Source organism: Chryseobacterium sp. LAM-KRS1 (assembly GCF_013184525.1).
GTDB lineage: Bacteria > Bacteroidota > Bacteroidia > Flavobacteriales > Weeksellaceae > Chryseobacterium > Chryseobacterium proteolyticum.
Window position 1 is genome coordinate 301743 of sequence record NZ_JAAOIZ010000001.1, and the last position, 21095, is coordinate 322837.

At 37.6% G+C, this 21095-nt stretch carries 14 protein-coding genes; 3 read left to right on the forward strand and 11 right to left on the reverse strand.

The genetic code is table 11. The features are described from left to right. Positions 1–7: 7 nt before the first annotated feature. Positions 8–574 carry a hypothetical protein gene (locus tag G9C87_RS01355; RefSeq protein WP_228456928.1) on the reverse strand — a complete coding sequence of 189 codons (567 nt, stop codon included), beginning with the start codon at positions 572–574 and terminating at the stop codon, positions 8–10. A 170-nt stretch (positions 575–744) separates the two neighbouring features. After that, a complete protein-coding gene (locus tag G9C87_RS01360; RefSeq protein WP_172277228.1) occupies positions 745–1650 on the reverse strand; it encodes a DMT family transporter in 906 nt (301 codons plus the stop codon). 195 nt (positions 1651–1845) lie between these two features. Here G9C87_RS01360 and purE point away from each other — a divergent pair, with 195 nt between their 5' ends. Then, on the forward strand, positions 1846–2349 hold the full coding sequence (purE, locus tag G9C87_RS01365) for a 5-(carboxyamino)imidazole ribonucleotide mutase (protein WP_172277231.1): 504 nt from the start codon (positions 1846–1848) through the stop codon (positions 2347–2349). A gap of 50 nt (positions 2350–2399) precedes the next feature. Here purE and G9C87_RS01370 read toward each other — a convergent pair whose 3' ends face one another. The 6 genes from G9C87_RS01370 to ahcY all read right to left on the reverse strand — a co-directional run bounded on the left by G9C87_RS01370 (position 2400) and on the right by ahcY (position 12184). Continuing rightward, a complete protein-coding gene (locus G9C87_RS01370) occupies positions 2400–3959 on the reverse strand; it encodes a BspA family leucine-rich repeat surface protein (protein WP_172277234.1) in 1560 nt (519 codons plus the stop codon). A gap of 17 nt (positions 3960–3976) precedes the next feature. Next, the gene (locus tag G9C87_RS01375; protein ID WP_172277237.1) at positions 3977–5728 is read right to left on the reverse strand and encodes a BspA family leucine-rich repeat surface protein; all 1752 of its coding nucleotides are present in this window, start codon (positions 5726–5728) and stop codon (positions 3977–3979) included. A gap of 5 nt (positions 5729–5733) precedes the next feature. Then, positions 5734–7116, reverse strand: coding sequence for a BspA family leucine-rich repeat surface protein (locus G9C87_RS01380; protein WP_172277240.1), 1383 nt, complete (start codon positions 7114–7116; stop codon positions 5734–5736). Between the two features lie 8 nt (positions 7117–7124). Then, complete coding sequence (locus tag G9C87_RS01385) at positions 7125–8762, reverse strand: BspA family leucine-rich repeat surface protein (RefSeq protein WP_172277243.1); 1638 nt, start codon at positions 8760–8762, stop codon at positions 7125–7127. Positions 8763–9091: 329 nt separating this feature from the next. Beyond that, positions 9092–10678, reverse strand: coding sequence for a sphingomyelin phosphodiesterase (gene sph, locus G9C87_RS01390; RefSeq protein WP_172277246.1), 1587 nt, complete (start codon positions 10676–10678; stop codon positions 9092–9094). Positions 10679–10867: 189 nt separating this feature from the next. Then, positions 10868–12184, reverse strand: coding sequence for an adenosylhomocysteinase (gene ahcY / locus G9C87_RS01395; protein WP_172277249.1), 1317 nt, complete (start codon positions 12182–12184; stop codon positions 10868–10870). Positions 12185–12353: 169 nt separating this feature from the next. Here ahcY and G9C87_RS01400 point away from each other — a divergent pair, with 169 nt between their 5' ends. Beyond that, positions 12354–12884 (forward strand): HugZ family protein, encoded by a 531-nt coding sequence (locus tag G9C87_RS01400; RefSeq protein WP_172277252.1) that lies wholly within the window; start codon positions 12354–12356, stop codon positions 12882–12884. A gap of 140 nt (positions 12885–13024) precedes the next feature. After that, complete coding sequence (locus G9C87_RS01405) at positions 13025–13639, forward strand: 4'-phosphopantetheinyl transferase family protein (protein ID WP_172277255.1); 615 nt, start codon at positions 13025–13027, stop codon at positions 13637–13639. Here G9C87_RS01405 and G9C87_RS01410 read toward each other — a convergent pair. The 3 genes from G9C87_RS01410 to porU form a co-directional block, all read right to left on the reverse strand. Then, positions 13620–15887 carry an FUSC family protein gene (locus G9C87_RS01410; RefSeq protein WP_172277258.1) on the reverse strand — a complete coding sequence of 756 codons (2268 nt, stop codon included), beginning with the start codon at positions 15885–15887 and terminating at the stop codon, positions 13620–13622. The two genes, G9C87_RS01405 and G9C87_RS01410, sit on opposite strands and share 20 nt — an antisense overlap. A gap of 76 nt (positions 15888–15963) precedes the next feature. After that, a complete protein-coding gene (gene porV, locus G9C87_RS01415; RefSeq protein WP_172277261.1) occupies positions 15964–17127 on the reverse strand; it encodes a type IX secretion system outer membrane channel protein PorV in 1164 nt (387 codons plus the stop codon). A 59-nt stretch (positions 17128–17186) separates the two neighbouring features. Continuing rightward, on the reverse strand, positions 17187–21074 hold the full coding sequence (gene porU / locus G9C87_RS01420) for a type IX secretion system sortase PorU (RefSeq protein ID WP_172277264.1): 3888 nt from the start codon (positions 21072–21074) through the stop codon (positions 17187–17189). Positions 21075–21095: the final 21 nt, after the last annotated feature.

The window sequence follows — 21095 nt, forward strand, 5'->3', positions numbered from 1 at the left end:
ATGTGTTTTATTTGGACGAACGCGTTAATTCTACAGAAAATTTTGCAGTACAATTATTATCTGTTATTACAGTTCTTGTTCCTCTTATCTTGGTGTCGGAAATATCATTGAGAAGAATATTCATTTCTACTTTCTTTTTGGCAGCAGAATCTGTTTTGAAATTCAGTTTGATCTCATTGTTTTCAAACTTTCCGGAATACAACCTGATAAGATTGTTATTGTTGATGATTTTAGCCACCAATTGAGTGGAATCACTGTCGAATTCCCAGGTATCTGTTCGCTGATCTCCAACAACATAATCATTACAATTGGATTCCGTACAGATCACTTTGCCGTTCCAGTCTCCCGAAATTTCTTCCGGCCATCTCATTATTTTGGCAGAGTCCTTTCGGGTAAAGATGCTGTCGCGCATTTTAATTAAGGCTTGATATTCAGATTCTTTGTGGGCAAATAGCTTTTCTTTTTCCAAAAGCTGCTGCTCTCTTTCCAGCAGGTCTTTTTCCTTTTGGCGATTATCACAACTTAGAAGAAGTAATGGGACAATAAATAAAATCAGCAGAGTGTTTTTTAGCATATCATAGAAATTGATCTAAACAAGATAGGGAAAAAAAATAAAAAAAGAGATGTGAAAGTGGATAAATAGAGATATATTCTGTTGGATGAATAATGAAAATAGGAAGCAATCATAATATGAAAGTTCCTTAATGTACCGATAAGCAGCGGGTTGAGATAGGTGTCCCGCGTTTATTGAATTCTTTGTTTTTTAAACATGGCTGGGTTGTAGTTAATTATGAATACTCCCAGAATAATTAATATTGCTGCCACAATAAATTTAACAGAAATACTTTCATCAAGGATCAGCCAGCTTAAAAAGATAGAAATAATGGTATTGATATAGGCCAGAATAGAAACCTGAACCGGTGAAACCTTTGTCAAAGCATAATGATAGGCAAAGAAGGCTGCAACAGAGCCGAAGACGGAAAGGTAAAACATGGCTGAAATACTTTTGAAACTCCAGTTTTCGAAGTTATAATCTTCAGAAAATAAGAAGGCAAAAATAATCTGGATAATTCCTGCAAAGGCAAACTGATATAAAAGATTCAGCGATATATTTCCGCTTTGAATGTTTAGTTTTTTTGTGAAAATGGTACCTGATGCCCAGCCTGCAATCGCGATAAGAAGAAAAACAATTCCCATGGCATAATCCGGATTGGCCAGATCTTTTATACCGTCCCAAAAGATAAAAACAATACCACCGAAAGACATCAGAATTCCTACGACAGCCCTGAGGCTGAATTTTTGTATTCCCACAGCCACACTGCCCAGAAAAACCAAAATAGGAGAGCAGGCGCTTATCAGAGAGGTCACACTGCTTGTTACCGTTTCTTCAGCAACAGTGGTCATTCCATTGGCAATAATCAGCATAAGTGACGAAAAAACAATCTGGTATTTCAGGTTTTTCCATCCGATCCATCGTAATTCTTTTCTGTATAAAAGGACAAGGAGCATAATCAATGCTGCAAGAGATTGTCTTATTCCCGCGACAAACCAGGCTGGAATCGTTTGTACTGCCACCCGAATCGATAAAAAAGTCGTTCCCCAGACAATAGCTACAGTAAGAACAGCAAGTGTAAGTTTATAATCTTTCAAAATATTAGTGAAATGGTATACAAATATATCTTATTTAAGTATAATTATAAAACGTGATTTTACGTGTTGTTTGTAATCAGTTGATATATTCAGGGTTAAAATTTTTTCAGATCAGATTATCCAGGGATTTATAGATAGTTCAATTTTAGAAAACAGATTTTAATTTTTATCTTTGAAAATCTAATAAAATTGAAGATGGTAGGAATTATCATGGGAAGTCAAAGTGACTTACCAATTATGGAACAAGCTGCAGGCTTTTTGAAAACTCTCGAAATCCCTTACGAGCTAACTGTGGTATCTGCTCACAGAACGCCCGAAAGAATGTTTGATTATGCCAAAACAGCAAAAGAAAGAGGTTTGAAAGTTATCATTGCAGGGGCCGGGGGAGCTGCCCATCTACCAGGAATGGTGGCTAGCTGTACTACCTTACCTGTAATCGGAGTTCCTATTTTATCCAGTAATTCTATTGACGGGTGGGATTCTGTACTATCCATCCTTCAGATGCCGGGCGGAATCCCTGTAGCAACTGTAGCATTGAACGGAGCTTTAAATGCGGGAATCCTTGCTGCTAAAATTTTAGGAAGCGGAAATGAACAGGTGGCGGAAAAACTACAGAAATATCAGGATTCTTTAAAAGATAAAGTACTAGGAACTGTTGACGATATTAAAGATCAGCACCCCAACGAGTATGATAAATAAAAATACGCGTTATAAAAAAGCCTCACTTTATTACAAGTAAGGCTTTTATTTTACTTTTTGATCAGCTTAAACGATTCCGTTTTATTTTTCGTTGTAATCTGCAATATATAATTTCCCTTTGTCAGTGAGCTTATATTAATCATGTCTGTATTCAGAGCATCTTGTTGTACCAATCTTCCGCTGGCATCCAGAATTTTATAACTTTTGAGCTCGTGGGCATGCCTTATATGCAGGTTATCTTCTGCGGGGTTAGGATATATAGATAAGCTTTGGCTGTTGGTGTGGATTTCTGAAGTTGACAACAAACAGTTTCCTACTGTATCTCCTGTTATATTCCAGCCCTTACCAATAAGAATATTTCTTTTAGAAGCAGCATTGGAAGCATATTGTAAAGGCGTTACTGAAACAAGAGGAATATTATCAGGAGTAACAGGATTATCTGCCCATCCGGAAAGGGTTTTGCTGTAATTATCGCAATTTAATCCTGAACCTGTAAGCATATTGGTAGCATCGGTTAATGAGCTGAGGTTCCAGTTGCCTAAAGACCGGTTAAAGTTTGTGGCGCTTGTTAGCATAAATCCCATATGAGTAACCTGGGAAGTTGCCCAGTTAAGAGGTTGATTGAAAACAGTACAGCCGTGAAACATATGAGCCATATTGGTTACAGAGGAAGTATTCCATCCGCCAATGTCTTGATTGAAAACAGGAATAAAATGGAACATAAAAGACATATCTTTTACTTTAGAAGTATCCCAGCTGTCTAAACGCTGATTAAAATTCAGGCAAAGAGCAAACATCCAGCCCATATCTTCCACATTCGAAGTGTTCCAATTATTTAAGGGTTGATTAAATACCTTTCTTCCGGAAAACATATTATTCAGATTTTTAGCTGATGACATATTCCAGGTACTCAAATAAGGGGAATTAAACTGATCTATTGCCTGCACATAATCTCCCATCCTTGCAAACATAAATTTAAAATCCTTTATAGTTGAGGTATTCCAGTTTTGCATTGAACTTGCCCCTAAAAAATCATGGGCATTATAAAACATGAATGAAGCATCCGTTACATTAGTGAGGTTTGGACTGTCGGTAGCCGTGAGCTGAAGCAATCTGCAGTGCGCAAATGCAGTATTCATAGAGGTCCATTGAATATTTCCCCAATTTTCTATTTCAGTTATTTTATCAGAATTTCCGAATATATCCCACATGAGAATATATGAGTCTGCTACATAAATGATCTGGCATTCTCCAAATCGTATCTGTTTAAATATGCCATTTCCGTTGCTTACTTTTACACGATAAGAAGCGCTTGCCGTATCAGGATTTAATGAAGTTCCAAAGTCAATCAATACCTGCTTCGTAGAGGTAACATTATTCATAACCCCGTTATGCTGAGGATAGTTTACTTCTTCCCAGCTTATTGTGTAATTCTCACCGATTCCCGGAAACCATATCTGATTAGTGGAGGCGGCATAAGGAGCATTTACATCAATAAGAGGCATTGTGTCGGGCCTGTTGGGTTGCCAGATCGTAACAAATTCATTTTGTGCTTTTATCATTTGCCCTAAGAATAAGAATAAACCTAGGAGGATAATTTTTTTATACATACGGATGGATTATGATATTATTTCTTAATAAATTTAAGTGATCGTGCCATGTCTTTCGAAATGATCTGAAGGATATAGTTTCCTTTGATTAAAGAGCTGACGTCAATTTTTTGATTATTTATCATACCCTGAAGTATTATTCTTCCTGCCATATCCATTACTCTATAATTACCGGAATCTTTCATATTTCTGATGTAGATAAAGTCCGTTGCGGGATTTGGATAGATACTGATCTCGTTGAGAGGTAACGCATCTGATGTGGATAAAACAGACTGGCATTCTCCGTTGTAAGTATCTCCGCTGATCGTCCATCCTTTATTATTGATAAGATTATTTCTGGCATTGACAGCAAGCGGGTTGGAGTAAACCAAAGGTGAAGTATTTGCAAGGTTGATATTATTAGGGGTTGTGGGCTTCAGGTTCCAGCCGTAAAGGGTATTATCGTAGCTTTGACAATTCAGTCCTGAGTTTTGTAGCATGTTTATGGCTGAGGTAAGAGAGCTGATGTTCCATTGTCCAAGATTTTGATTGAAATGAGTGGCTCCATTGAACATATTGTTCATGTTGGTGACAAGTCCTACATTCCAGTTTCCGATATTCTGATTAAAATTCTTTGCATCTTTAAACATATTGTGCATCCAGACTGCTTTGCTTACATCCCAGTTCCCAATATCCTGATTGAAGCTGGTAGCCCCATTGAACATATCGTTGATATAGACTACATTGCTTATGTTCCAGTTTCCGATGTTTTGATTAAAACTGGAAGCGCCTGCAAACATGCCCTCCATAATGGTGGCACTTGATGTGTCCCAATTGCTGATATCCTGATTGAAATCTTGTGCCTGGTTGAACATACGGTCCATTTCAACTACTTTGGAGGTATTCCAGTTACCAATAGGCTGGTTGAATTTTTTAGCACCGGAAAACATAAATTCGCAATCGATAGTATTGGAAAGATCCCAGTTTCCGATCGGTTGATTGAACTCCTTAGCACCACTGAACATGGCGGTCATGTGGTTTACCTTAGAGGTGTTCCAGTTCGCCAGAGGTTGGTTGAATACCAAAGCAGAGCTGAATGTTATTCCCATCATGGTAACGTTTGAAGTGTCCCAGTTTCCAACAGGCTGATTGAAAAGAAAACAACCTGCAAATGTACTTAGCAAAGTGGTTACATGGGAGGTGTTCCAATTATTGAAAGAGGGATTTCCTATCAAACTATAATTACCTAAGAACATATTGGACATATCTGTAACGGCTGACAGATCTGGAGTGTCTGTGGCAGTTACATCGAAGTCTCTGCAACCCTGAAATGCCTGTCCCATAGAAGACCAGTGGATATTTCCCCATTGTTCCAATCTTACTATTTTATGCACATCACCTATCAGGCCATCACCATTAAACATATCCCAGTTGGAAAACCGAATCCTATGAAAATTACCAGTGCCGTTAGTTATTTTTAAACGATAAGTTGCGTCTGCTGGATTAGGGTTTAAAGGGGTTCCAAAGTCGATCAGTAACTGGTAAGTAGAGTTGAGATTGGTTAATGTGGCATGGTGTGCCGGGAAACCAATTTCTTCCCAGTATACCTGAAAATCGGTTCCTACAGCAGGAAGCCAGATCTGTGTATCTGTAGAAGCTACGGATATCCCGGTATACTGTGTTGCATAACGGGGAAGGCTTGGTTTCCAGACGGTGATAAATTCATTTTGAGCTTTTCCTGACTGAAAGAAAAGAATAAAGAGAAAGAATAGGATTGTTTTTTTTAGCATGAGAATTAGTTTTTGATGAATTTTAAAGATTGGACCTTATCTTTTGTAATGATTTGTAAAATGTAATTTCCTTTAATTAAAGAACTGATATTGATTTTTTCATCGTTTAAGAGGTCCTGAAGAATTATTCTTCCACTCATATCAAAAATTTTATAAGTATTAAAACCTTTTACATTCTTAATATAAATGTAATCCGCTGCCGGATTTGGATAAATACGGATTTCATTTTGAGAAAGAACTTCGGATGTTGATAAACTTACACATTCAGTATTGTAGTAATCACCAGTTATGGTCCATCCTTTTGTATTGATAAGATTATTTCTTGCATTGAGTGCGGGCTGAGATGAGTAAGCCATTGGAGAAACATCTCCGATTATCAGATTGTTGGGAGTTGCCGGATTATTTGCCCAACCCATGAGAGTGTTATTATATTTTTCACAGCTTAGTCCGGAACCGGTAAGCATCCCTGAAGCGAGCACTAAAGAATTCAGATTCCAGTTTCCAAGACTATGGTTAAAGTTCGTTGTTTTGCCAAGTATTGCCCTCATATCTGTTACTTTTGAGGTGTCCCAGGAAGAAAGATCCTGGTTAAAGGCATAGCATTCGTGTAGCATATGGATCATAGTAGTTACCTTTGAAGTATTCCAGTTTCCGATAGGCTGATTGAAAAAATCAAGATAATGAAACAGCCAGTTCATATTGGTTACGTTGGCGGTATTCCAGCTTCCGACAGGTTGGTTAAAATTTGTGGCTCCGGCAAACATGTGGCTCATATTGGTAATACCCGAGGTATTCCAGGTGTCAAATGCCGGTGTTCCTGTGAGTGAGGTACAATTGTAAAATAAGCCATAAGTACTTGTTATTTGAGACAGGTCAGGTGCATCTGTTGCAGTAACGTTCATATGGATGCATTCGCTGAATGCCCATTCCATATTTTCCCAGATAATATTTCCCCATTGTGAAACTTCCAGAATTTTTTCTTTGTCACCATTATATTCTAAAAATATGGGCCATAGTGTGATAGATACATAAACACCCTCAGGAAACCGGATTGCCTGAAAGGTACCATTACCATTACTAATTTTCACTTTATAAGTTGCGTTAGCAGGAGTGGGGTTTTGAGGATCGCCAAAGTCTATTAAAAATTGTTTTAAAGCCGTAACGTTTTGTAAAATTCCATTGTGCTGAGGATACCCTATTTCTTCCCAATAAACGTTGAATTGGTTGCCTTTGCCGGGAAACCATATTTGATTGGACGTTGAAAGTGAAACTCCTGCTATATTGGTACTGGTATTACCAGGTTTCCATATGGTAATGAATTCATTTTGTGCCTTTCCGGATTGAAAGAAAAAGCTGAAGAGAAGGAATAGGATTAGTTTTTTTATCATATGGATCGTTATTTTTTGATGAATTTTAAAGATTGGACCTTATCCGCGGAAGTAATTTGTAATAGATAATTTCCCTTTATTAAAGAACTTACATCGATTTTTTCATTATTTAAAAGTCCCTGAAGGATGATTCTACCTGCCATGTCAGTTATCCTGTAACTTCCGGAACCTTTTATATTTTTGATGTAAATAAAGTCGCTGGCAGGATTGGGATAAATGGAAAGATTATTGAGAGGGATTTCAGAAATTCCTAATCTGCACTCTCCCTGAGTATCACCATTAAATATCCAACCTTTATTGATAAGTACATTTCTTTCTGGTACTACATCCGAAGAATACATTAATGGTGCAGTAGAAATCAGGTTGATGTTATTCGCCGTATTTGGGTTATTGGCCCATCCGGCGATGGTTCTGCTGTAATTTTCGCATTTTAATCCGGAATTTGTCAGCATCTGGTCTCCAATAGTCAGGGAAGCCAGGTTCCAGTTTTCTAAAGATTGATCAAAGCTTGTTGCATCACGAAAAGTGAAAAGCATTGTTCCCACCAACCCTGTATTCCAGCTTCCTACAGGTTGATTGAAGGCAGAGGCACCTGTAAATAGCATCTCCATGGTAGTTCCTTTAGCCGTGTTCCAGTTGTCTAGTGGTTGATTAAAAGAAGTACAGTTGTGGAACATGTGGCTGAAATTAGTAACATTGGATGTGTCCCAATTACCGATAGGCTGGTTAAAATCGGGGATAAAATGAAATAAATACGCCATATTGGTGACCTTTGAAGTATTCCAGTTATTCAATGGCTGATTGAATGTGTAACAATTTTCAAATGTATGGGCCATTGTAGTTACGTTCGAAGTGTTCCAGTTGTTTATATTTTGATTAAATGATCTTCTGTGGAAAAACATATAGCTGATGTCTTGTGCCGAAGACATATCCCATGAACCGATGTTGAGATTGAACAGATCAACTGCTGCGGTAGCCGGAGTAGGGGAAGTGTGGCCAAACATGTATGTAAATTTTTTTATTTGGGATGTATTCCATGCCGTCATAGACGGGTGTCCTGTAAAAGCTGAATTTCCATAAAACATGAATGAAGCATCTGTTACACCTGAAAGGTTAGGTGTGTCTGTAGCGGTAACTTGAAGCGCCCTGCAATTACTAAAGGCATTCTCCATAGAAATCCAGTTGATATTTCCCCATTGGGAAACTTCGGTAATTTTATCAATGCTGCCTACGTTGTGCCAGAGAATAGCCATGTAAGCAGTAGGGACATTTAGGATTTCAGGATCACCAAACCGGATCTGCTTAAAAACTCCGTTTCCATTGCTTACTTTTACCCGATAAGCAGCATCAGTGGTATTAGGATTTAATGATGTTCCAAAATCGATAAAGACCTGTTGTGTAGAAGTCACATTGTTCATGACTCCATTGTGCTGGGGAAAACCTATCTCTTCCCAGGTTATCGTATAATTTTCTCCGATTCCCGGGAACCATATCTGGTTATTGCCTGCCGGATAAGGAACAATAACATCCATCTGTGGAATGATTGCTGGAGTATTAGGTTTCCAGATGGTGATAAATTCATTTTGGGCGTTCAGGATGTGAAAAAAATTAATAAATAAAATAAGGGGTAAAAATTTTTTATACATATCAAAATTTTGTGAAATAAAGATAATGAAAATAATAAAATCACAAAATTTTTGAATAGTTTATTGCAGTATTTGATTTATTTTAATTTTTTATTACCTATAAAAGCTAAAATAATAAATAATTTGAATTTTTGAAGATTAAAGGCTTTTATTCCGGAAGCCTGTTTTCCAGGTGTTTTTTGGACTGTTCCTAGCCCCGATAGAAGCGGTTACCCCGGAGCAGGGAATGGTAAGGTTGGGGGCGAGGAGTATGAGCGGATAGCGGGAAATAGCTCTATAAAAAAAACTCTCCTAATGTGGAGAGCTTTATGTTTTTTCAGGGATGAAATTTAATACCAATTCTGTTGGGAAGTATTGTTCATCCGTACTTCAAATTGTTCAGCAGCACCGATTGTATTTCCATTTAAATAGATCCAATCGGTACCGTTCTTTTGATATACCTGAAGGAAATATGTTTTTCCTGTGGAGGTTTTATCCTTGAAGGCAACGGTATCTCCATTTTCTATGCTTGTAGAAGTGTTTCCGTTTTTCTTTTTCACAAGGACCAGTTCGAGGTTTTTAAGGGATTTGCCAAATTTCGGGAAATAGTAATAAGCTCCTCCGTTCAGATACTCCCAATACCAGAAATTATTAATACGCTCGCTGGTCTCTACCCTTACCGGACCTTCTTTGAGATCGAAATAATTATCCCCAGCCCCAAGGTTAACAAGATTGAACCATGTATTCTGATTAGGAGCAGAAGCGGATACGGTAAGCCAATCATCTGGTTTTGAAAGGTTGCTGGTAATATACTTTCCGGTAGCTACGGATCTTAAAGATACCTTATCATATATTCTGAATTTCATACTCTTTTTGGGAGATGTTTCATCCGTACTGATGGCTCCTTCTACAGGATAATGATCCGAATAATCTGTCCAGTAATAAGTGTCCTGGGTGAGATTGGTATACGTCATAAGGGTATTGCTTACGGGATCAAAAGCGATATTGTGCCAGGATAGAGGAGTAAGGTGTTCGTTGGAAACGAAGATATAATCAAGATATTCCGGCTGATTCTTAGGATAAGGATAGTGGTAAGATGCCATGGTGTTCGTTTGGGTATCCCATGTCTGTGAAAGACCTTTGTAGACAGGTGCAGATACATTTAACGTTTGCAGCATGACAGGGTATTCCTGGCTGTTCTTAATAATATTAAAATCTCCGCCATACACAAGCATTTCATCAGCAGGAATTTGAAGTGCGTCCACATAAGATTTGATCATTTCCAGCTGGCTTTTTCTGATGCTGACTTCATTTCCCTGGCAGCCGGGTTGGGTAGATTGAAGATGGGTAGAAATACAATGAATCCGTTTTCCGTTTTTAAGAATACGGGCGTACACAAAACCCTTTAAAGAAAGGGCATCGAAATCACATCCTTTGGGAAATATATATTGATTCATTATTTCAATCGGGTACTTACTGGCAATCATCACTCCACCGTTTTCCAGTCCGCCCGAGACTACTTCTCTCCAGTCTCCGGAAGTGCTATTCCAGCCTTGTTTGGTTTGTCCAAGAATAGGTGTCTGGTAAGGAAATTTTGAAGAAAGTTTTTCTCGAAGTATTGTTGAAGCTGTATTGTCAAAACATTCCTGCAGGAGTAATACATCATAATTTTTGATAAAGTCTGCCGTTCCGATTTTTTCTGCCCTTTGATTTTGCGACCATTGTGTGGTAGAGGCTACAGCGATATCCCGCAATAAGAATGTGTTGTAAGTGAGTACTTTGAGATCATTATCTCCTAAACGTGAAAATCTATCCTTCTTATTTGCCTGATCGGCAAGAGAACCATTTTCTTCAAAAGAGGTTTGTTCGCTGCATGAAATAAATGAAAGAAAACATAATAATGCAAGAAGATAGAATCTCCGGTCGAAATTTTTCATATGTATTTTTTATTTGATGGGCTAAAATACGCTATGAAGAAAAAGTAAATGTTATCTAAGTATTATATGTATATTAAGTTTGTCATAAAATAAAATGTGACAAGATATCTCTGCAATTACTTCGCGAGATATAAAATAAAAAGTCCCATTATTCAAATAATGGGACCGTATATTGCGTATGATTATATCTTAATATCTGTAGTATTCCGGTTTGAACGGACCTTTTACATCTACACCGATATATTCAGCTTGTTCAGGAGAAAGAGTTTCCAGCTCAACGCTTAATTTTTTAAGGTGAAGGGCAGCTACTTTTTCATCTAAGTGTTTTGGTAGTGTATACACCTCGTTTTTGTATGCTGCAGCATTATTCCATAATTCGATCTGAGCTAAAGTCTGATTAGAGAAAGAATTGGACATTACAAAACTAGGGTGTCCTGTAGCACATCCAAGGTTTACCAGTCTTCCTTCCGCAAGGATGATAATTTCTTTTCCTCCTTCTAAGGTATAAATATCTACTTGTGGCTTAACTTCTGATTTTGTATGACCATAGTTTTTGTTTAACCATGCCATATCAATTTCATTATCGAAGTGACCGATGTTACAAACGATCGCCTTATCTTTCATTTTAAGGAAGTGCTCTGCTCTCACGATATTGAAGTTACCGGTAGTCGTAATGATGATATCTGCATTATCTACAACTGTATCTAATCTTTTTACTTCATAACCATCCATTGCAGCCTGTAAAGCACAGATAGGATCAATTTCAGTAACCGTTACGATAGAACCTGCCCCTCTGAAAGAAGCTGCCGTACCTTTACCTACATCTCCGTAACCACAAACTACCACTCTTTTACCTGCCAACATTACGTCTGTAGCTCTTCTTACAGCATCTACTGCAGATTCTTTACAACCGTATTTATTGTCAAATTTAGACTTGGTAACAGAATCATTCACATTGATAGCCGGCATTACTAACGTACCGTTCTTCATTCTTTCGTATAATCTGTGTACTCCGGTAGTGGTTTCTTCAGAAAGTCCTTTGATATCTTTTGTTAATTCAGGGTATTTATCAAAAACCATGTTCGTTAAATCTCCACCGTCATCAAGGATCATGTTTAATGGCTTTCTTTCTTCACCGAAGAATAAAGTCTGCTCAATACACCAGTCGAATTCCTCTTCATTTAATCCTTTCCAAGCATAAACAGGAATTCCTGCAGCAGCAATAGCGGCAGCAGCGTGATCTTGTGTAGAGAAAATATTACAAGAAGACCATGTAACTTCAGCACCTAAAGCTACTAAGGTTTCGATAAGCACAGCTGTCTGGATCGTCATATGTAGACATCCTGCAATTCTTGCTCCTTTTAGGGGTTGAGATGGTCCGTATTCTTCACGGATAGACATCAGGCCAGGCATTTCTGCCTCAGCAAGAGTAATTTCTTTTCTTCCCCATTCTGCAAGAGAAATGTCCTTAACTTTATAAGGAACGTATTGTGTTGTAGTACTCATATGTTAATGAATAAGTTTAAATTCAATTGATAATGAAATGCAAAATTACAATTAATAATTAAGATATAAAAACGATGGATCAAGTTCAATTGATGAGATTATACATGAATTAATATTATTTTTATTTACTCTAAATAAGCTATTTTTACATCAATAAAATCGTTGTAAGATGAATGATAACCATGCTCAGGATAATGCTCAAAAAAAGACAAAGCCACTCACTCCCAAAGTAAAAGAGTTAATAAATAGATCTAAAAGTGTGATTTTAGCCACCGTAGATGCCGAAGGAAATTCCCATTCCAGCTATGCTCCTTTTGTACAGATAGAAAATACATTTTACATTTTGGTATCTTTTATGGCAAAACATACAAAAAATCTTGCAGAGGGAAGGAGTACTTCTGTAATGCTTATAGAAGATGAGATGGCTACCAAGCAGATGTATGCCCGTGAACGGTTAACCTTTGAAGCCAAAACATCACCAATAGAAAGAGATTCTGAAAGCTGGAATAATGCGGTAAGTCAATTAAAAGAATCTCATGGAAAAGTAGTCGATCTTATTTCCGAAATGAAAGATTTTATTCTTATTGCTTTACATCCGCTTAAAGGTTCCTATGTGAATGGTTTTGGAAGTGCTTACTTTGTTGATGATAACCTGGAAATCCTTGAGCATAGAAATGATGTTAACCATCAATCAAAATAAATTGGAAGGTAGGAGAGGAAGAGTGTTTTTTACGATTGCCTTTTTCATTAAAGGATTTCTTTTTAGTAAAACCCGACTTCATCTTCTACAATTATATGATCATTACATTTCTTTTTATTACTTTTATCCAATAAAAAACAATGCCCCTTTACCGAGATTTTTCAGATGAAACCGCTACAATTCTTATTTGGAAATATGATGAGAGCGAAGAATTACATATTAATGATCTTTTAGAACCTGAAAATGCGGAAAAAGTAAAAGACTACCATCCCAAGAAATTACTGGAAGTCTTAATGGTTCGTAAACTTTTAAAAGGATTAAAGCCGGATTCTAAAATACTCTATAAAGAAAGAGAACCTTTTCTTTCCCCAAAAGATGCGGAAATTTCAATCACCCATTCATTTCCTTTTGCAGCTATTGCCATTTCAAAAAGAAAAATCGGAATAGATATTGAAAAATTCAATCCTAAGATCATGAGGGTTATTGATAAGTTTACCTATGAAAATGAAAGAGGATTTATTCCTGAAGATCTCGCCCATACTTATTATACCATTATCTGGAGCGTAAAAGAAAGCATGTATAAGATCCATCATTCCAAATACTGGTCCTTGAAGAAAAACTATGAAGTGAAGCCTTTTCAGCTAAAAAATCTTCATAAAATAAGCTGCCGGGTGTATGACGATCAGTTTTCAGATGAGTTCAAAGCAAGGGTAGAATTTTTTGATGACTACTGCTTTACGATTGTGGAGGAGTAGCCGCCTCGGATTCGTTCTTGTATTTCTCGATCACTTTTCTTTGCTCTTTAGCAACATCATAAATAAGCTCAAGCACATCATGAATGTTTTTCAGTTCCGTAAGATGAGATATCTTATTGGGATCGTTAACTTCTGAAGCTTCATTTTCCTCGAGCTCTGTTTTCCTTTTCAGCATGAGGTCGTCAATAGAAGAATCCTCCGGTTCCAGACGGCTTTCCATTTTAAGGGATTCATTGATTTTTTCACCATTAAGAAGGGCATAGGTCTGCTGTAACTCCGATTCTATTTTCCGACTCCAGCTGTCAGCATCTATTTCGGGATATTTCTCGTCATTTTTAGCATATTGCGAAAGCGAAGCTGTATAAGCCGTAACAAGATGGGAAGTTGCTACAAACTGGTGAACAACTTCCAGCTTCTTCTGCTGATTTTTGGGTTCTGAGATCATCCTCTGGAAATTGTCGGAAAGATTGGCCAGGGAAATAATCGCATTTTTACGTTTTACCTTATAGTCCTCAAGGTCAAAATTATCTTCAAGGAATTTGGAAATAACACTCTGAAAATAGATGAGGTTACTTTCTGCAGATTTTTTCATCAGATCCAGATTCTGGGTATGCTCCCAGACAGGAAGGACAATATAGGAAACAAGGAACGCAATAATACCTGCAATCATCGTATCCACAATTCTGTCTTTGAAAATAACGTCAACCTTTCCGGGGCTTAAAAAATTAAAGCTCATAAAGACATAGATCGTCATGAATAATACAGCCCAGAAATATTTACCTTTTAGTAAACTGAAGCAAAGGATCATGCTGATCAGAAGTGTGGCAAATAATATAGCATTGATGTGAACAAAGTGGAGTATGATATAGGCTATTGTAGCTCCTACAATAGTGCCGTACAAACGAAGTCCGTTTCTTTGTTTTGTTATGGAATAAGCCGGTTTTAATATAGCGGTAATCGTAATTAATATCCAGTAGGTATGGCCGATTCCTAAAAACTGAAAAAGAGAAAACAGATACCCGATCAGTAAAGCGGTCGTAATGCGAATGGCATGACGAAACTGAGAGGAAGATAGGGATATGTTGTTTCTAAGGACTTTGAAATTCAGCTTTTCTTCATTAGGCATAAACTTTCTTAGGTCTAATCCTGTTGAAAGACTTTTTGCAAGTTTTACATCTTGTGAAAAAACTTTATAGATTTCGTTGATTTCCTTTGTAATCTCGCTGATACGCATCAGAATCTGACGCAGGATCATAAAGTTTTCTAACGTTTCGGGTGTGATCTGCCTGTTCCTTAGTTCAAAATACAGGGTATTCAGTTTCTTAAGTTCCATTTCCAGATCAAAAATAGGTTTTGCACGGGTACCCAACTGTAGGGAAATTCCAATGTTTGTTATTTCTTCGGAAAGCAGGTTGAGGTAATCATGGATATTAACCAATATCATGCTGTCCTTGAAACTTTCCTGCAACTTCTGATAATCACTTTCAGAAGTCATCAGTTTCTCATGAAGGTCCATTGAGTTCAGGAACATCAGCATCAATAATCTGCTGGTCGTCGTAGATTCATTAACAATGGTTCTTGTCTTAAAAACGGTTTCCCGGGTTTCCTCCTGAAGGTTCTTGATTCCTATCTGCTTGGCAATAACCTGGGTGGTCAGTTTATCGAAATCAGGATTCTTTTGGTAATAATTTGCTTTTATTTTTAAAAATTCTGCCAGCTGGAGATAATTTTCGCCGATCATCTGGCTTGCCAGTTTATAAGGCTGAATAGTCGTAACAATAAGGAAGATCAATAAAAACCATATACAGCCTGACGCAAAGATCAGCAGACTTTTAAAAATATTGTCTCCGGTCAGATGTCCGTCGATAAAGATCGCTAATACCACCAGGGATAAAGAACCAACGGCGGCCAGCCTTTGCCCGTATACCCCGATAAGTGAAAAAAACATGGCAAATACGATGATCTCGAGGATCACCAGTACTTTGATATGCATCACCAGGCTGGCAATAAGTGCTACAAACACAAAACAGACAATGGCAAAAGTAAGGGCATTCCTTCTTCTGATAAACGGTCCTGGCTGATCAGTAAGGGCTACGAAGCTGGTTCCCAGAGGGAAAAGAAAATATTCTTTTAAAATTCCAAAGTGGGCGAGAACCAAACAAGGTAATACAGTAGCTAATGTAATCCTGATTGCAGAATATACATACTGACTGGTTACAAATTTTTTTAGTTCCGCCGAATAGTTCATATTACAAAAATAATTATTGACAAACAAAAAAGCCTCATAAATATGAGACTTTTCTAAACTTAAATGTTATATTTTTTTAATTATCAACATTAGAAGTTTCATCTCCGATATTCCAGGTCAAACCGAAACGAAGCGTGTTATCTAAAGCTGTATTAATTTTAGACATATTGATCAGATAAGAAATATCAAGTCCGAAAGAACGGTACTTCAAACCAATACCTGCTGTTGCGAACTCTCTGGCTCCCTGTTCAGGACTTTCGCGGAAATAACCAGTTCTTACTGCAAAAGCATTATCGTATGAATATTCCAATGCACCACTATACATGATACTGTTCTTGTTTTTGAAAGACTTTCCGATTCCCGCAATAGGTCCCACATTTGGTACCGCATACATAGGCTGTCTGGTATTAGGATCCATTCCTACGAATTCTGATCCCGGAACTAAGATTTTAGAACCTTCTACGCTGATCCCGATTTTATTAAGGTCGTCCAGATACATATCATAACCAACCCCTAATCTTGCCATGGTAGGTAGATAAGATCTTGATTCTTCATTTCCTGTGTAATCCAGTTTCGGACCCAGGTTTTGAATAGCAAAACCGGCATTCACTTTACCATCATATCCTCCGATACTTGAAAATCTTGGAGAGGTATAGTATCCTGAAACGTCTACCGCAAATGAATTGGCAGGTTTTAATGTAGTATCTGTGTTGAACCCTCCGGCTAAATCTGAACGGATGAATCTACCCGTTACAGCCATTGAGTATGAATCTGAAAGCTTTAACCCATAAGCAACATCAATAGAGAATTCATTTGGTTTTGATGTTCCCATTGAAGCTACTTCGCTACCTACTAACTGAGTCAAGTCTACCTGTCCCATATTGAAGTAATAAATACTTGCTGAGATCGTAGATCTTTCATCCTGACCTAAGAATTTATGGAATGCACCATATAATAGAAATACGTCATTGGTTAATTTTCCCATATAAGGGGTGTAGTTAAGGCCTACGGAAGAACTCGTTCTGCTAAAAGGATATTTCGCTGCATTCCAGAATTGTGAAAATGCATCCGGAGAGGTAACGACACCCTGATCACCCATACCTCCAGATCTTGCATCTGGTGCAATTCTTAGAAATGGAGCTCCGGTCAATACAGGTCTTACCTGCCCCAGATCTTGCGAATAGCCTAAAAAACCAGCACTTAAACCAATTCCTAAAAGCAGTTTAGTAGTTAAATTCATATGTTGTCTTTTATATATTATCAGTTTTTTATTAATATTATTATTATCCTTATTTTATTTTACTTCAAAAGTACCATTTTTTCTACAGCTGTGGCACTTCCTTTGCATTTTTCTTGGTTTTGACTTTTTGCAAATATCTTAAAAATATATGTTCCCTTCCCAACAGTTGCCCCAAAATCGTCTCTTCCATCCCATTCAATTGCCTGACGTGGCGTTCTAAAGCCCTGTAGGAACGGTTCTGCAACTACAGCCTGTGATAAAGTTCTTACCAATTTCCCTGTTATTGTATAGATTTGAACATTTACATTCAGAATATCATCACAATTATGCTCAAACTGAACATACGTTTTATTGGTAAACGGATTCGGCCAGTTAAGAGGTCTGTTGATTACCAGATGCTGATCCGCTTCATCCTTAACTTCAAAGTTTAACGTTGCAGATGTAGAATTATTGTTTATATCCCAAACTTTAAATGATAATTGATGCTGACCTACCGATAAATTCCTGAAAGGGTAGGTTACATTTCCTTTCTGATAATCTGCAAGACTCGGACTCAGACATCCATTTCCTTCTCCCGAAGAATAAAAATCGTTTAAAACAATAGTATTGATGATCTGGCCGTCCAAATATACAGTAATATCATGGCCAATACCGGATCCTGTTGAATTTATTCCTGTATCATCTGTGATACAGGCAAGCAACATCGGATTCTGGTCTGTAATACCTCCATCCGCAAAGTTTGTATTGTTCATGTACAGCTTTACCTTAGGGGGCTGACTATCATTAATTCCGTTTGGGTTAATATCTCCAACCTGTACCGCCTGATTATTGAATACGTCCGTAGCTTTATTGTCAGCATATCCGAGGATTCTTCCTTCACCTACGGCATAATTAATATCTTTCGGGACATAAAATTCTACAGTGAATACCCCATTCACAGCAGTACCTGACGCCTTCACAATAGCACTTCCTTCTTCAGTATATTCAAGGATAGGGGTGAGGTTTCCGTCGTTATTCAATGTTTTTTTATTAAGTCTCTTATCAAAGATATTGATAACCACTCTTCCGTTAAAAGAGGTATTAATACTTCCGTTTGTATTGTTGATATGTCCTTTTACTTTTACAAAGTCCAGACCTCTGATCAGTCCCGGTACCGGAGTTTCTATAGCATCGATTACCAATAACCTTTTTGGTCTGCTTAATTTCATAGCAGGATCACCCAGAAGGTTTACTTTCAAGTGGTCTGCTTGCGGACCTTTTTGTCTTTTAGCATTTAAATGGGCAACACCAAGGGTTTCAAAATCATCATTCACAAGTTTGAAAATATCTTTGGTATAAAGGTCTGTAAAATCACGACCATAATCCACACCAATAGCACGGCTTGAGGTGATCATTGTTGCCGGCCCTCCCTGTTTCATTTTTAGAAAACGTTCTCCGGCAGAAAAGGTTTCCGGTTCATCCCAGAGCGTAAATTCACAAGTAATCGTAGACACAAATGGAAATCTGCTGTACACATTGGAAAAGTTATTGGCATTATTGATCTCATCAAGGGTAAGCACTCTTTCCTGAGCCCATCCGCTGATTCCTCCATGTCCGAAATAAAACAGGTACATACTGTTTCCGATATCATTGGAGATTGCCTGGTTTACCTGTGGGTATCTTTGTCCGCCTGCTGTACTCTGAGCCTGAAAAGCATCCAGATAGAGTTTTCTTACATTATATTCTTTAAGATTTGTAGATCCCGGCTGTTCGAAAACAGTTGCTAATGTAGTGTTCATTACATCATGGAAAGGACCTCCGCCATCATCATCATCATCTACCACGAAATCAAGCTTCATACGCCATTCCCCAAAAGGAGTCGACTGCCCCGGTAAAGAATTGTAATATGCAAGGGTTTTATCCATCATTACCGCTGCTTCAGTAGCATTTGCCGCAGGAAGTCTTCCTACCGGTACATCAGGTAAGTTATTCGGGATCGAAGCAGAAGTTTGTGGTTTTGTCATTACGATATAATCATCAGTAACAAATGAAGTAATGAAATCTGAAGACTGTTCACTTTCATAGCTGGATACCACATTGGAATTGTTAGGAACCCTGTTTTTATAATCGTAAGAGGTATCACCCAGAATAAATACATATTTTAAACTTCCCAGTGGTGTATTTAATTTGGTTATAAAATCACGGATAGCAGTAAGATCTTTACTTCCGCTTCCAAATTCATTATAGATCTTATTAACATCTACAATCTGTACATTATAATTATTTTTAGTCTGATGGTAGTTGGCAAGCCTTTGAGCCTGGGACATCATTTCAGGGACTGTAATAATCAGATAATCTACATTTTGTAATCCTGAAAGGTTCTGGTTGGCAATTCTCTCTACGAATTGAGGTGAATAAGCGGCATCAGCCTTAAATGCAACAAATTCGTTATTGAAATTTAAATCAGAAGTAATATACCCGAAATTAAAATTACCACTTCCCGTTGCTTTGTTGACTCTTCTGTTGGCATTGGTGATATCCGTGACATCCCAGATCTGTTCCAATCCCGCCGTATTGCTTACGCTGAATCCATAACTGGTGTTGGATCCGCTTACAAGGGAAAAATCCCTGAAATTCATCTGTGACCCGTTATATCTAAGGTCCTCTTTGTATTGAACTTCAGCATAATCAAAATAAAACAAACCATTAGGATTTGTTGCTATGTTCGGTTTGTAGTTGATCGTAAGCTGGTTGCCACTTAAATTGGTAACATCTCCAAAATAAACATATGGGACATAATCAGGGTCCGTTGAACCGGATGAAAAAGGCTGAGCATTTTGATTATTAATGTCAAAAGTTATACTGTTTCCCTGAGACTTATACCCAATTACCCGTGTTCTGTATTTTACGGGATCGCCGCCCAGGATCGGAGTGGTGAGGTTAAAAGTAACCGATTTGTCGGTGGTAAACGGAGCTTCCTCTGTCCAAACCCTTCCGACTTTCATGATGTTTTTCTGATCATTATTGATCACCTGGTAATTATCAAATCGTGTAATTAGTGGGGAAGCCGGCAGGTTGGCATCTATAGGCTGAACCCTTTTTCCCGCACCTTTATCAAAATTGATGTAGTAATAGGAAAAATCTTCATAAATATTCTTTACGTTTTCACTGCGGTCAATTCTTTCTTCTGCTCTTTTGAATCCTTTCCCATTGGAGCTGTTATACAGGTTGTATCCATTAGGTCCCTGAGCATAGAACAGGGCATAATCATTATCGTTCCATATTCCATCATCTTCACCCACTACCTGTATGGCATTTTCCTGAAGAGCACTGTATTTTACATCCTGGTTATATTCCGGTAACATGATTCCTCCGTTCCCATATATCCTGAAATTTCTTGGATTTACAGATGAAGGATTGATCCCATTATCCTTTAAAAACTGAGTGGTAATTTTAAAAATACCGGACTTGTCTACTTTAATTTTATAAAAAGCACCGCTAGCCAAAGGGTTGTTGGTCGTTCCCACCTTAGCTGCATTCATCATCTGATTAGAGCCGTTTCCTTCTGAAATTTCAAATGATGAAAGTCTTTGTATTCTTCCTTTTACATTTTTAAACAGGCCAACATGTACGCTGGCGTATTGTTCCCCTTCTGAGTAATAATAAGAAACATTAGAAACATCATAATCAGGTAATGCGTTTTTGCTTAACTCAAATAGCTCCCGGTTTGAAACTGCTTCCCAAACTAAATTGGAAATTTTTAATTGCTTTTCACCTATTTTTTGTGTGGTTATTATAAAAATGTTATTTTGGCCATATGAAAATCCCTTATTTTTAAAATTGGGAAGATTGATTTTTGTGTCTCCAAAATCTTGAATTTTTGATCCATCCCACTCGATGGTGATTCTTTGAGCATAAATCGTTGATACAGAAGTTAATAGAAGTAAAAACGTAATTATTTGTTTCATGTTTGTTTTTGAAATTACTAA

Excerpts from the sequence above, each read along its gene's own strand:
- G9C87_RS01355 (WP_228456928.1), bottom strand. The coding sequence starts at position 574 with ATGCTAAAAAACACTCTGCTGATTTTATTTATTGTCCCATTACTTCTT.
- purE (WP_172277231.1), top strand. The coding sequence starts at position 1,846 with ATGGTAGGAATTATCATGGGAAGTCAAAGTGACTTACCAATTATGGAA.
- G9C87_RS01370 (WP_172277234.1), bottom strand. The coding sequence starts at position 3,959 with ATGTATAAAAAAATTATCCTCCTAGGTTTATTCTTATTCTTAGGGCAA.
- G9C87_RS01375 (WP_172277237.1), bottom strand. The coding sequence starts at position 5,728 with ATGCTAAAAAAAACAATCCTATTCTTTCTCTTTATTCTTTTCTTTCAG.
- G9C87_RS01380 (WP_172277240.1), bottom strand. The coding sequence starts at position 7,116 with ATGATAAAAAAACTAATCCTATTCCTTCTCTTCAGCTTTTTCTTTCAA.
- G9C87_RS01385 (WP_172277243.1), bottom strand. The coding sequence starts at position 8,762 with ATGTATAAAAAATTTTTACCCCTTATTTTATTTATTAATTTTTTTCAC.
- sph (WP_172277246.1), bottom strand. The coding sequence starts at position 10,678 with ATGAAAAATTTCGACCGGAGATTCTATCTTCTTGCATTATTATGTTTT.
- ahcY (WP_172277249.1), bottom strand. The coding sequence starts at position 12,184 with ATGAGTACTACAACACAATACGTTCCTTATAAAGTTAAGGACATTTCT.
- G9C87_RS01400 (WP_172277252.1), top strand. The coding sequence starts at position 12,354 with ATGAATGATAACCATGCTCAGGATAATGCTCAAAAAAAGACAAAGCCA.
- G9C87_RS01405 (WP_172277255.1), top strand. The coding sequence starts at position 13,025 with ATGCCCCTTTACCGAGATTTTTCAGATGAAACCGCTACAATTCTTATT.
- G9C87_RS01410 (WP_172277258.1), bottom strand. The coding sequence starts at position 15,887 with ATGAACTATTCGGCGGAACTAAAAAAATTTGTAACCAGTCAGTATGTA.
- porV (WP_172277261.1), bottom strand. The coding sequence starts at position 17,127 with ATGAATTTAACTACTAAACTGCTTTTAGGAATTGGTTTAAGTGCTGGT.
- porU (WP_172277264.1), bottom strand. The coding sequence starts at position 21,074 with ATGAAACAAATAATTACGTTTTTACTTCTATTAACTTCTGTATCAACG.